This window comes from Thermotoga sp., assembly GCF_021162145.1.
Taxonomy (GTDB): domain Bacteria; phylum Thermotogota; class Thermotogae; order Thermotogales; family Thermotogaceae; genus Thermotoga.
Genome location: NZ_JAGGZH010000147.1, coordinates 51,546 through 63,934, shown reverse-complemented (window position 1 = coordinate 63,934; position 12,389 = coordinate 51,546). Strand labels below are relative to the sequence as shown.

13 protein-coding genes are annotated in these 12,389 nt (G+C 46.5%); 5 read left to right on the top strand and 8 right to left on the bottom strand.

Features of this window, described 5'->3' with window-relative positions:
• Nucleotides 1-150 precede the first annotated feature (150 nt).
• From J7K79_RS09060 to J7K79_RS09040, 5 genes are all read right to left on the bottom strand, one after another.
• Nucleotides 151-921 carry an ABC transporter permease gene (locus J7K79_RS09060; protein ID WP_296907818.1) on the bottom strand — a complete coding sequence of 257 codons (771 nt, stop codon included), beginning with the start codon at nt 919-921 and terminating at the stop codon, nt 151-153.
• Nucleotides 922-925: 4 nt separating this feature from the next.
• The gene (locus tag J7K79_RS09055) at nt 926-1,903 is read right to left on the bottom strand and encodes an ATP-binding cassette domain-containing protein (protein WP_296907815.1); all 978 of its coding nucleotides are present in this window, start codon (nt 1,901-1,903) and stop codon (nt 926-928) included.
• A 1-nt stretch (nt 1,904) separates the two neighbouring features.
• The gene (locus J7K79_RS09050; RefSeq protein WP_296907812.1) at nt 1,905-2,348 is read right to left on the bottom strand and encodes a PadR family transcriptional regulator; all 444 of its coding nucleotides are present in this window, start codon (nt 2,346-2,348) and stop codon (nt 1,905-1,907) included.
• A 252-nt stretch (nt 2,349-2,600) separates the two neighbouring features.
• The gene (locus J7K79_RS09045) at nt 2,601-3,521 is read right to left on the bottom strand and encodes a hydroxypyruvate reductase (RefSeq protein ID WP_296907809.1); all 921 of its coding nucleotides are present in this window, start codon (nt 3,519-3,521) and stop codon (nt 2,601-2,603) included.
• Between the two features lie 5 nt (nt 3,522-3,526).
• Nucleotides 3,527-4,681 (bottom strand): serine-pyruvate aminotransferase, encoded by a 1,155-nt coding sequence (locus J7K79_RS09040; RefSeq protein WP_296907806.1) that lies wholly within the window; start codon nt 4,679-4,681, stop codon nt 3,527-3,529.
• A gap of 208 nt (nt 4,682-4,889) precedes the next feature.
• On the opposite strand from J7K79_RS09040, the gene frr reads away from it, so the two are divergent.
• From frr to J7K79_RS09015, 5 genes are read left to right on the top strand one after another with little or no spacing between them, the layout of a single operon-like run.
• Entirely contained in the window at nt 4,890-5,447 is a 558-nt protein-coding gene (gene frr, locus J7K79_RS09035; protein WP_296907804.1) for a ribosome recycling factor, read from the top strand.
• Nucleotides 5,444-6,145, top strand: a complete 702-nt coding sequence (locus J7K79_RS09030; protein ID WP_296907801.1) for an isoprenyl transferase — start codon at nt 5,444-5,446, stop codon at nt 6,143-6,145. The genes frr and J7K79_RS09030 overlap by 4 nt, the downstream gene beginning before the upstream one ends.
• Nucleotides 6,138-6,950: a phosphatidate cytidylyltransferase gene (gene cdsA / locus J7K79_RS09025; protein ID WP_296907798.1), complete on the top strand. Its 813-nt coding sequence runs from the start codon at nt 6,138-6,140 to the stop codon at nt 6,948-6,950. Before J7K79_RS09030 ends, cdsA begins: the two co-directional genes overlap by 8 nt.
• Nucleotides 6,947-9,541 carry an alanine--tRNA ligase gene (gene alaS, locus J7K79_RS09020; RefSeq protein WP_296907795.1) on the top strand — a complete coding sequence of 865 codons (2,595 nt, stop codon included), beginning with the start codon at nt 6,947-6,949 and terminating at the stop codon, nt 9,539-9,541. The genes cdsA and alaS overlap by 4 nt, the downstream gene beginning before the upstream one ends.
• A 6-nt stretch (nt 9,542-9,547) precedes the next feature.
• Nucleotides 9,548-10,600, top strand: a complete 1,053-nt coding sequence (locus J7K79_RS09015; RefSeq protein ID WP_296907792.1) for a hypothetical protein — start codon at nt 9,548-9,550, stop codon at nt 10,598-10,600.
• On the opposite strand, the gene hslO is transcribed toward J7K79_RS09015, so the two are convergent.
• The 3 genes from hslO to J7K79_RS09000 are packed head-to-tail and all read right to left on the bottom strand — an operon-like array spanning nt 10,556 to nt 12,389.
• The gene (gene hslO, locus J7K79_RS09010) at nt 10,556-11,428 is read right to left on the bottom strand and encodes an Hsp33 family molecular chaperone HslO (protein WP_296907789.1); all 873 of its coding nucleotides are present in this window, start codon (nt 11,426-11,428) and stop codon (nt 10,556-10,558) included. The genes J7K79_RS09015 and hslO overlap by 45 nt on opposite strands.
• Nucleotides 11,425-12,093, bottom strand: a complete 669-nt coding sequence (ispD, locus tag J7K79_RS09005) for a 2-C-methyl-D-erythritol 4-phosphate cytidylyltransferase (RefSeq protein WP_296907786.1) — start codon at nt 12,091-12,093, stop codon at nt 11,425-11,427. Before ispD ends, hslO begins: the two co-directional genes overlap by 4 nt.
• Nucleotides 12,090-12,389 carry a DUF1844 domain-containing protein gene (locus J7K79_RS09000; protein ID WP_296907783.1) on the bottom strand — a complete coding sequence of 100 codons (300 nt, stop codon included), beginning with the start codon at nt 12,387-12,389 and terminating at the stop codon, nt 12,090-12,092. Before J7K79_RS09000 ends, ispD begins: the two co-directional genes overlap by 4 nt.

Sequence of the window (12,389 nt, the reverse complement as noted above, 5' to 3'; positions counted from 1 at the left end):
GTATGGAAACGTAATTACAAAGTGTGGTTTACCCAATATTTTACCCAGTTTCAATACTTCCTTAGAGGTATGGAAACGGGTTAGTTACGTGTTCGATCAACAAAAAAGCAGGGGATTCTCCCCTGCTTTTTGCTTCTTTGTGGTGTATGCTTAGCTGATTCTTGCCCTTTCAAAGCTTTCCGTTGCGAGAATAAGACCAACCACCATCAATACACTCAAGACGCCCCAGTCCATTCCAAAGGAAAACTTCATTACATGTGATCCAACAAGATATCCTCTTGAAGCATCGACGGCATAGGTCAATGGATTTATATAGGCAAGTGCTTTCATCCAGTTTGGCATAGAGTCTATCGGATACATAGCCCCACTTAGGAAGATCAAAGGCATCATCAGGGTCATCATTATCATTTGAAATCCTTCCGTACTTTCCATTTTCAGAGCAAGAGTAATACCAAAGCTTGCAATCGTGATGGACATGAGAAACCCCACTATCAGAGATGGAACCAAACCTGAGACTTTCAAACTCTCAGCCAGAAAGTATGTGAAAAACAGGATGATGAACCCCTGAAGTACTGTGACAAGACCATCACCGACGATCCTTCCCATTATGCTTAGTCTTCTTGAAGAAGGTGCCACCAGCACTTCCTTGAAGAAACCGAACTGTTTGTCCCATATCAAGCTCACACCACTGATGAAACTCATGTTGAAGATGGTCATGGCGAATATACCAGGAGCAAGATACGTGAGGTAGTCCACTCCACCGAACATCATCTTCGCCCAAGGATTGTCAAAAACTTTACTCCATCCCAAACCAAAAAAAATCAGCCATATCAGGGGATTTATGATCATACCGATCACTCTGGATCGAGACCTTGCAAACCTGACCAGTTGTCTGTAAATCATGGTCACGAAGGCTGCCATGTTCTCACCTCCTCATTCTCATTCTCGCAACCGTTTTGAAGAAGCTTTCCGAGCTTTCTTCTCTGAGCTCTCTTCCCGTAAGATGCAGGAAAACATCGTTCAGCGTTGGTTTGTGATAGGTGATCTCTTCTATTCTCAAACCTCTCTCCTGAGCAAGTTCAAAGATCTTTGGAATGGCCCTGCTGGAATTGTCAACATTCAGCTCCAATCTCTCGTCTGGAAGTTTTCTACACGTCTTTATAAAGTCTCCATCAAGACAGTCCACGTGATCTGAGAACTTCACATAGATTATTTCCTTCCCAACCAACTGTTTCAGTTCATCTGGACTTCCGAGTGCGATGATCTTTCCATGGTCTATGATTGCCACTCTGTCTGCCAGCTGTTCAGCCTCGTCCATGTAATGCGTGGTGAGGAATATGGTCATATTGTGTTCTTTTTTCATTTTCGAGATATACTCCCATATGTGTGCCCTTGTGTGTGGATCGAGACCGATTGTGGGTTCGTCGAGAAAGAGAACTTCCGGTTCGTGTATCAGAGACCTTGCTATTTCCAGTCTTCTTGCCATTCCTCCACTGAAGGTCTTCACCGGTTTGTCTTTGAACTCCAAAAGCTCCACGAATTCAAGAAGCTCGAGAATTCTCTTTTTTAGCTTCTCACCGTGGTAGCCGTATATCCTTCCGTGAATGTACATGTTCTCATAGGCCGTGAGCTCTCTATCGAGTGATTGATCCTGAAAAACGATCCCAATCTTCTTCCTAACCTCTTTGGGTTCCTTCAAAACATCGTGGCCGGCAACCCACGCTTTCCCATTTGTTGGCTTCAGAAGGGTGGTGAGCATGTGGATGGTGGTGGTTTTCCCTGCACCGTTTGGTCCAAGGAACGCGAAGATCTCTCCCTTTCTGACGGAAAAAGAGACACCTCTTACTGCTTCGAAGTTTCCAAACTTTTTGACAAGGTTTTCCACTACGATTATGTCTTCCATCTCATTCACCTCCGTAGATGATCCGTTGAATTTTTCTTTCCAGCTCCTTTAAAGTGGTCTTCAACTGATCTTTCTGAGAAGAACTCAGGTGGGAAAGGTTCTTAAAGATGAGAACAGCGACGTTCTTCAGCTCTTTTCCTCCAAGTTCGTAGAACTCTTTCAATCTTTCTGCAGCTAATAGGGCCTCTTTGAGATTTTTTTCGTTTTCTGAAAGGAATTTCTTTCCTTTCTTGGTTAGACTGTAGACCTTCCTTCTTCCTTCCACTTGCTCTTCGATGAACTTTCTTCTTTTTAGTGAAGCGAGTATGGGATACAAAGCACCGGAGCTTGGAGGCTCTGCACCAATAAGTTCAGATATCTTCTTCATTATCGAGTAACCGTGCGAAGGTTCTTGAGAGATGATGTGCAGAACAAGCAGTTTTAGATGACCTTTGAATCCTCTCATAGTATCACCCGATATATCACTAGATATATCTTGAGATCCATAGTCAGATTGTAGAATATTTTTTTGAATCTGTCAAGTTGAACCTGAAGTGAGGAAGATCGATCTATAGAGACGGAGGGGACAATATGGAAAGGATCAAGGATTTTTTCATCTTGGTTTTCTGTGTCGTTCTCTTTTTCTTCGAGATAACTTCTTTAAGTGCGAGGGTGATTTTCAAAAGAAAGAAGAAAAGCCGGGAAACAGTCCCCGGCTTCAAATTCCCAGCTCTTTGAAAATCTTCTCCACGAGTTCTTTTCCAACTCTCTTTTGGGCTTCCGCTGTGGAAGCTCCTATATGTGGAGTTACTACAACGTTGTCCAGGCTGAGCAACTTCTTTCTGAGCTCATCGGTTGGCGGTTCCACTTCGAAAACGTCAAGACCAGCCGCGTACACCTTTCCACTCACAAGTGCCTTGTAAAGTGCCTCCTCGTCGATTGTTCCTCCTCGCGACGTGTTGACTATTATCACTCCATCTTTCATTTTGGAGATGGTTTCTTTGTTTATTATGTGCTTTGTCGACTCAGTGAGAGGAACGTGGAGAGAAATGAAGTCACTTTCTTTCAAAAGCGTGTCCAGATCCACGTATTCAACGGGAAGATCCGTTCTGGGCCTGGCGGGGTCGTATGCTATGATTTTCATACCAAATCCTAGCGCCCTTTTGGCAACTTCCTGCCCGATATTCCCGAATCCAATGAGCCCAAGTGTCTTTCCGAGGAGTTCTTTTCCTTTCAGCATTTTCTTTTCCCATTTGCTTTCTTTCAACGATATGGTGGCCCTCGCTATGTGGCGGGCACAGGCTAACATGAGTCCGATCGCAAGTTCTGCGACGGACGGTGCACTTGCTCCGGGAGTATTGAGAATTTTTATTCCTCTTTCTTTTGCCTTCTGGATGTCTATGTTGTCAAGACCGATACCAGCTCTTGCGATGATCTTTAAGTTTTTTCCAGCTTCTATGACGTCTGCTGTGACCTTTGTGGCGCTCCTCACAACGAGAACGTCTATCTCTGGAATCGCCCTCAAAAGCTCTTCTTTTTCCAGGTGCTTTGATGTGACTTCCAGTTCTTCCTTTTCCATGAGAAGTTTTGTTGCTCCCTCATCAAGCGGATCGTTCACATGCACCTTGTATTTTGCCATTCACATCACTCCCCGACGAATTCTTTCGCGAAAACCGTTTCAGCAGCTTTCACACCTGAGCCGAGCTCGAAATCGTATCCGAGTTCTTTCAGGGTAAACTCGAGGGCGGTGATGGCTGTGATGGTATCGAACGGTGACATGTATCCTAAGTGTGCTATCCTGAAAATTTTCCCTTTGAGCTTAGCTTGGCCCCCTGCGATGGTCACGCCGTATTTGTCCCTCATGATCTTGGGAATTTGCTTTCCATCCACACCGGGGGGTACCTTAACGGCCGTCACCACGTTGCCGGGTCTTTTGGAGAGAAGCTCCAGACCAATGGCTTTTACCGCTGCTCTCGTCGCTTCACCGAGTACCCTGTGCCTTTCCCAGACGTTTTCTATTCCTTCCTCTTTGATCATCTTTAATGACTTCCTCAACATGTATATCATGTTGACCGCCGGAGTGTATGGATTGTCTGGGTAGGACTTTCTGTAGGCTCTCAGGTCGAAGTAGTACCTCGGGGATTTCGACTTTTCTACAAGTTCCCACGCTTTGTCGTTGAGCGATATGAGTGCAAGGCCGGGAGGAAGCATCAGCCCTTTTTGAGATCCGGTGACCACAACATCTACACTCCATTCGTCCATCTTCAGCGGTTCAGCACCGAGGGCACTGACGGCATCTGTCAATAAAACTACATCTTTCTCTCTCGTTACTCTGGCTATTCCTTCAAGATCTATGACCGTTCCTGTGGATGTCTCACTGTAAGTGGTGAATACAACTTTTGCATCGGGATTTTTGTTGAGAACGTCTTCTATCTGTTCAGGTGTGACAGCGTCTCCCCACTCGAGCGCGATCTCAACGATGTCCGCCCCGTAAGACTGACAGAGCTCTTTCCATCTTTCTCCGAATTTTCCAGCGACAACCACAATCACTTTATCTTCAGGACTCACAAGGTTTGCAACAGCGGCCTCCATGGCTCCCGTTCCCGTGGAAGCGAAGGCGTAGACGTTGTTTTTTGTCTGAAAGAGGTACTTGGCGTCCTCGAGAGTTTCCTCCATTATGGAGACGAACTGAGGTGTCCTATGATGTATTGTTTCCTTTGCGCTTTCTGTTAAAATATCGTTTGGGACCGGTGTTGGACCAGGTGCCATTATGTAGTGCTTTTTGAGGAACTTTCCCATGGAACTCCCCCTTTCTGAGATAGTAGAGCTTGTTATTTTTTTAACTAATTATACCATCGGTATTTTTACAAATCAGTGAAGCATATTTATCGAAAGTTCCCAAAGGCGTGCTTCTGAATTTGTTATAATTTTGGAAGACGTTGGGAATATTATACAACGACACATGAAGAGGTAAACAGAATATTTACTGGAAAAGGAGGGGAAAGACATGGTGAATCCGTTCATAAAAGAGGCAAAGGAAAAGATGAAAAAGACTCTTGAAAAGATCGAGGACGAACTGAAAAAAATGAGGACAGGAAAGCCTTCACCTGCTATTCTGGAAGAGATCAAAGTCGAGTACTACGGTGTACCTACACCCATCAACCAGCTCGCCACGATATCCGTCTCAGAGGAAAGGACTCTCGTCATAAAACCCTGGGATAAGAGCGTTCTGCCTCTGATAGAGAAGGCTATAAACGCGTCGGACCTCGGTCTGAATCCTGTGAACGACGGAAATGTGATCAGGCTTGTATTTCCCACTCCGACCACGGAGCAGAGAGAAAAGTGGGTCAAGAAGGCAAAGAAGATAGTCGAAGAAGGGAAGATCGCCATCAGGAACATAAGAAGGGAGATAATAAAGAAGATCAAGGAGGATCAAAAAGAAGGGAACATTCCGGAAGATGACGCAAGAAGGCTTGAAAACGAGGTACAGAAACTGACAGATGAATTCAACGGAAAGCTGGACGAGGCGTTCGAAAATAAAAAAGAGGAGATTATGGAGTTTTGAGGATACCCCAGCATGTTGCGATCATAATGGATGGGAACGGAAGGTGGGCAAAGAAAAGAGGACTTCCCAGAATAAAAGGGCACCAGAGAGGTGCTAAGGTTCTTCACAACACAGTGAAGTGGTCACTGGAGCTTGGAATAAAGTATCTCACAGCGTACTCTTTCTCCACGGAGAACTGGAAGCGCCCCAGGGAAGAAGTGGAGTTTTTGATGGATCTTTTCGTTCAGATGATAGACCGTGAAATGGACCTCCTCAGAAAAGAAAGAGTAAGAGTGAGGATCCTTGGAAAAAAAGAAGGTCTTCCGGAAAGCGTTGTGAGGAAATGGAACGAAGTGGAAGAAAAGACCAGTTCTTTCGACCGTATGATTCTTGTGATAGCGTTCAATTATGGGGGAAGAAGGGAGATTCTGGACGCGGTTGAGACCATCCTGAGGGACGTTAAAAGGGGAAAGAAGATTGTTCTCAACGAGGAGACGTTTAGAAACTATCTTTATCTACCGGATGTTCCCGATCCGGATCTGATAATAAGAACATCGGGTGAACTTCGTATCAGTAACTTCCTTCTCTGGCAGTCTGCTTACTCTGAACTCTACTTCACCAAAAAGCTCTGGCCGGATTTCACGAAAAAGGATTTTTTGAGGGCGATAGAGAGCTACTCCAGAAGGGAAAGACGGTTTGGGGGTCTAAGTGATGGATGACCTGAAGACCAGGGTAATAACGGCCAGCGTTGTGGCACCGTTTGTTGTTCTGTGCTTTGTGAGTTATGAAAGTCTGGTGGGACTTGTCTCTGCCATCGTGATTCTTTCAGGCTATGAGTTGATCACTCTGGAGTTGAGAGAGCGTGATGCAAGGTTCTTCTACGTGATACTTCTTGCAATTTATCCTGCCCTCTATGGCCTTGTCTTCAAGGACCCTGTTCAACCGTTTTCCCTGGCGTTCATAATCGGGGTGATCTTTTCTCTGGCGACCGACAAAGATCCCACTCAGGTGTTCAGAACGATGGCGGTCTTTTCCATCGCACTGGTGTACGTTGCTTTCTTTTTGAGCTTCTTTTTGCCTATATACCGTGAGTTCGGTGCTGCCAATGCTTTGCTTGTTCTCACATCTACCTGGGTGTTCGACTCTTTCGCCTATTTCACGGGTCTGAGATTTGGAAAAACCAGAATTTCCCCACACTACAGCCCTCGAAAGAGCCTGGAGGGTGTGATAGGAGGGTTCCTTGGAGTCCTGATCTACACACTTCTTTACCGGTTGATCGTCAGCAATATTCTTTCCGTCAATGTGATAGATTACAGAACTTTTCTTCCCTTTGCCGGCGTGGTGGCGGTCATGGACACTTTTGGAGACATCTTCGAATCTGCCTTGAAAAGACACTACGGAGTGAAAGATTCGGGAAAGACTTTGCCGGGACATGGTGGGATGCTCGACAGGATAGATGGTCTGCTCTTTGTTACACCCGTTAGCTACATTGTATTCAAAATATTTGAAGGAGTGGTGAGATGAAGTACATGACTTCCGAAGAGATAAGGGAGGCCTTTTTGAGGTTCTTCGAAAGGAAAGGCCACAGGATCCTGCCGAGTGCTTCTCTCATACCGGATGACCCTCAGCTTCTTTTCACAGTGGCGGGAATGGTTCCCTTCAAACCTATCTTCTGGGGAAAGGTGGAACCTGTTTACACCCGGGTTGCAACCTGTCAGAAGTGTCTGAGAACCGTTGACATAGAAAACGTGGGGAAAACACCGAGACATCACACCTTCTTCGAAATGCTGGGGAATTTCTCGTTTGGTGACTACTTCAAAGAAGAGGCCATAGAATGGGCCTGGGAGTTCGTCACACAGGTACTCGGTGTTCCGGAGGAAAAACTGTGGGTTTCCGTCTACGAGGAAGACGAGGAAGCCTTCAGGATATGGAACGAAAAGGTCGGTCTTCCCGAAGAGAAAATTCTGAGACTCGGTAAAGAAGACAACTTCTGGGGACCGGCAGGGCCGACAGGTCCGTGTGGGCCGGACACAGAAATCTTCTACGACACCGGATACTCAGAGGGTTGTCCCGAAGGAGAAAAGTGCACGCCCGCGAATTCTGAGGGGCGTTTCGTTGAGATATGGAACCTCGTCTTCACGGAGTACTATCAGGACGAAAATGGGAAACTTCATCCTCTTCCGAGGAAAAACATAGACACCGGTGCCGGACTCGAAAGATTCTGTGCGATGATGCAGGGAGTTTACAGCAATTTCGACACAGACCTGTTCCAGCCGATAATAAAGACCATAGAAGAGCTGACCGGAGTTTCATACAAGACCGATGAAGAAAAGGACGTCTCTATTAGAGTCATAGCGGATCACATCAGAGCCATCACCTTTCTCATCAGTGAAGGGGTGTTTCCCTCCAACGAGGGAAGAGGCTATGTCCTTCGAAGGATCATAAGGCGAGCAATGAGGCACGGGATTCTTCTCGGCATGAACGAGCCGTTCCTTTACAGAGTAGTCGACGCTGTCGTGGAAAAGATGGGAAAGATATACCCGGAGGTCGCACGCGGGAAAGACATGGTGAAAGAGGTACTTTCTTCCGAGGAAAACAGGTTTCTGAAGACCCTAAGGCAGGGAATGAAGATCTTCGACGAACTGGTGGAAAAGAAGGGAAGGATAAACTCCCAGGATGCATTCAGACTCTACGACACGTACGGGCTTCCTCTCGAACTCACCCTGGAAATTGCGAGGGAAAAGGGTGTGGAAGTTGAGGTGAAGGACTTCGACAGGTACATGGAGGAACAACAGAGAAAGTCAAGAGAAGCCATGGAGAAAGTGGAGTTCGCAAAGAGGTACGAATACTTGGAAAGTTTACCAGAAGGCTTCAAGACCGAGTTCACTGGATACGAACATCTTGAAAACGAAGCGGAAACGATTCTCATAGCGAAGGAAAATAAGCCACTGGAAGAGGCGATGGAAGGAGACAGAGTAGAAGCGGTTTTCTCCAGAACACCTTTCTACGCGGAAAAAGGTGGACAAGTCTCGGACGTGGGAGTGATGGAGTGGGAAAACGGAGAGGGAGAAGTAGAATACGTCTTTGAAGCCTCAGAAGGTATAATCGTCCACAGGATCAAGGTGTTGAGGGGGATCCTTCGGAAGGGGCAGAGGATTCTTTTGAAGGTGGACAGGAAGAGAAGAGAAGCCACCATGAGGAACCACACGGCAACGCACCTGCTCCACGCTGCCCTGAGAAAGGTGCTTGGGGAACACGTGAAGCAGGCTGGGTCTCTTGTTGCTCCTGAAAGGTTGAGGTTCGATTTTACCCATTACAAAGCACTCTCAATGGAAGAGGTAAAGAAGATAGAAAACCTGGTAAACAAGTGGATCATGCGGGCAATTCCCGTTGAGGTGAGATACACGAGCTATGAAGAAGCCATCGAGTCTGGTGTCATAGCGCTCTTCACGGAAAAATACGGTGACGTGGTCAGAGTGGTGGAAGTTCCAGGTGTGAGCAAAGAGCTCTGTGGAGGAACCCACGTGAGGAACACAGGACAGATAGGTCTCTTCAAGATAGTGTCGGAAGAATCCGTTTCTTCCGGTGTGAGAAGGTTGGAGGCGGTTACAGGTTTTCACACGCTGGAACTGATCAGGAAGTATGAGGATGTGGTGACACAATTGAAAGAACTCCTTGGTGCTGGAGAAAGTGAAATCGTGAGCAGGGTGGTGAACCTTAGGGAAAAGATCAAGGAGCTGGAAAGGAAACTCTCTCGGGGAAAGATCTCCGAAGAGAAAATCTCCGAGAGAAAGCTGGGGGATGGAACAAGGGTGTTCTACGGTGTTTTTGAAGAAGTAGAGCCGAAACACCTTGGGGGAATAGCCGACAATGTACTGAACAGGGAAAAGAGCGGTGTAGTGATAGTGTTCAGTCGATTTGAAAACAAAGTATCCCTTGTTGTGAAGGTCTCAAGCGATCTTGTGGAAAAGTATAATGCTTCTATGATAGCCAAAAGCATCGCAAAAGAACTCGGGGGAAGCGGAGGAGGTAGAAAGAACTTCGCCCAGGCAGGGGGAAAACACCCGGAGAAGTTGGAAGATGTTTTGAAGCGACTTGAGGAATTTCTGAGGTGAAGTTTTGTGGAACTTCTCGTTGATTCTCATGAGTTGAGAGAGTGGGTTTTTTTGCTCGACAAACTTGTTGGAACCATAGAACCAAGCGCGAGATTCATCGATTTCTTCTTCAGGGATGGACTCTGGCTCAGAGCGAGTGACAACTGTGCGAGCATGGAAATATTTCTAGGAAAGATCCCGCGCTTTGAGGGAAGCAGAACGGTTTCCCTGGATCTGCTCAAGTTCTTTCTGAGTGACGTGAAGGTCAAAGAAGTGTACATCACAATCTCACAAGATCATCTCGTTTTGAAGGCAGGAAACGAGGTACTGGATGTCAAATGTAAGGTGGGGGAGATCCCACCTGAAAATGGAAAGGAGGAGTTCCTCTGCACACTTTCCAAGCGCGAGTTTGAAAGATCGATCAACTTTGCCAGCTCGAATCTGGACGAAGGAGAATTTCTGATCTTCCTCTTTGAGGAGAAGAGTGTGTTGATGTTCGGACCTTCTTCGGATATAGTGACTCTCTCTCAGGTCTCCGCCGTTCCCACGACTTCTTTCTCCTTGAAAATACCCTACGTAACGGTGAGACACATCTTCAAAGCCCTTCAGAGACTGAACGTTCAAACTCTGGACTTTTACGAAAAATCAGGAAAACTGGTGGTGAAATACCCCTATCTCATCATGGAGGTCTGCGGAGACAGGGTGGACATGGTAGAAAAAGAGGCTCTCAAAAACATCTTGGTGGAAGAGACCATTGAAAGATTGGAGTCAAGAAAAGAGATCCTTGCCAAGCTTGTGAGAAAAGCAGCGGTGATCTCAAAAGGGTCTTATGCCACACTTTCAAGAAAAAACGATATAATGAAGATAGTTGTGAAGAAAAAGAATCTGAGCTATACCGCGGAACTGTTCGTAGAGCCGGGCAGGGATTTCCTCGTGGTCTTTCCCTCAAAGAAATTGAGAAGCACCCTTGCCCGCATGGAAAGCGAAAAAATTGTCCTTGAGATCACAGAAAGATTTTTGAAGATCTCGAACCCTTCAGGAACTCGCACTGTTTTTCTTGAGCTTGAGAAGCTCTCTTAATTCCTCTTCAGAGAAGACATATTTCGTGCTGCACCACTTGCAGATTACTTCTCCCTTTCCTTCCTTTCTCATATCTTCCAGTTCTTTTTCATCCAGCACAAGAAGAGCAGATTTTGCCTTCTCACGGTTGCAATCGCATCTGTATCTTATCTCCGCTGTTTCGACGAAGCCCACCTTCTCTCCGAAGATCATTTCCAAAACGTCCAGCGGTTCTGTCTCCTGAAAGAGTTTTGTGACGTAAGGAAGGTTCTTTATGTTATTTTCTATCATCTCCACATTTTCTTTTTCAAGGGACCTATCGAGAATCTGAACAGCAAATCCTCCTGCTATTTTCACACCCCTTGTATCCATGAGGACCCCAAGAGAAAAGGCAGATGGAATCTGCTCGGAAACGGTGAAGTAGTAGGCAAGATCCTCAGCAATTTCTCCGCTCACCAGTGGAACCTGGGAGACGAAGGGAGTTTTCAATCCAAGATCCCGTATCACCCTAAGGGCACCCCTTCCGATCGCTCCAGAAACGTTGAACTTCCTGTTTTCTTTCAGAGGAAGCTCCACGGAAGGATTTGCAACGTACCCCCTGACGGTGAACTTGTTCGTCGACTGGGCGATCACTTTTCTTATGGGGCCGTCCCCCTCTATGTCGAGGGTCCATCGTTCTCCTTCTGCGAGCCACGGTGTCATCAATGCTGCACCGATGAGGGCTCTTCCCAAAACGACCGTGGCAAGATAAGAAAGATTGTGCCGGTTTCTTACTTCTTCCACCACTTCTTTCATCCGGACGATAGAAAATCTCACTTTGTGATCGAATATGGTACCATAGTAAATCATTCTATCCTCTCCCACTCTCTTGCGATAATCCTCGCAAGTTCAAGGTCGCTTTTGAAAGTCACTTTAAAACAGAAGACATCTCCTTCGACAATGGATATCTCCACACCGAGTCTGTGAACAGGCTCAGTGTCGTCCGCCCACTCTTTGCCTTCGCTGTGCGCTTTTTTCAGCAGATCGTATGAAAAGGCCTGAGGTGTTTGCACCCTGTAGATGCTATCTCTTGGAACATAGTTGATCTTCGAGTCACTGAGTTTCACGAGTGTGTCTGAGTTCCTCAGAGCAAGAGTGGCCGCCCCGGTTTCCTGGGCCTTTTTTAAAACCGCTCCGACGTACTCTTTTCTCAAAAAAGGACGCGCCGAGTCGTGTATGAGAACGTACGACGGCTTGATGTTTTCAAGAAACTTAAGAGCGTTTCTGACACTCTGACTTCGAGAATCGCCACCTTCGACGATTCCCAGGATCTTTTCGTGCTTTGCTTTCTTTGTCACGCGGCCGATCCAATCTTTTGCCACCACGATCACGACACCGTCGATAACATCGCTGTCTAAGAGTGTCTTGAGAGGATATTCGAAAAGCATCCTTCCCTCTATCTCAAGAAACTGCTTGGGTACCTTTTCACCGAGCCTTTTTCCTTCCCCAGCAGCGAGCAGTACCGCAACGTTCATGTCTGATTCGCCTCTTTCTTCTTCTGACTCTTCTGATACTGATGGAAATAATTGAGTTTCAGTGTGGAGAGCACTCCCTCCATTTCACGACGCACCTTTTCGTCCACCAGGTCTTTGATCTTGTTGAAAACCGCATCTAGCGTATCTATACCCAAACGAGCCTCACCGAGATCCTGGTAGAAATCTCCGTATTCGTCTTCTGTAAGGCCCAATCTTGCCCAGCACCTTGCGCTTATAGTACTGAAAAAGAGGAGGATGAGATCCTTCATGGAGAGTTTTTCTTTCCTCTCTTCCAT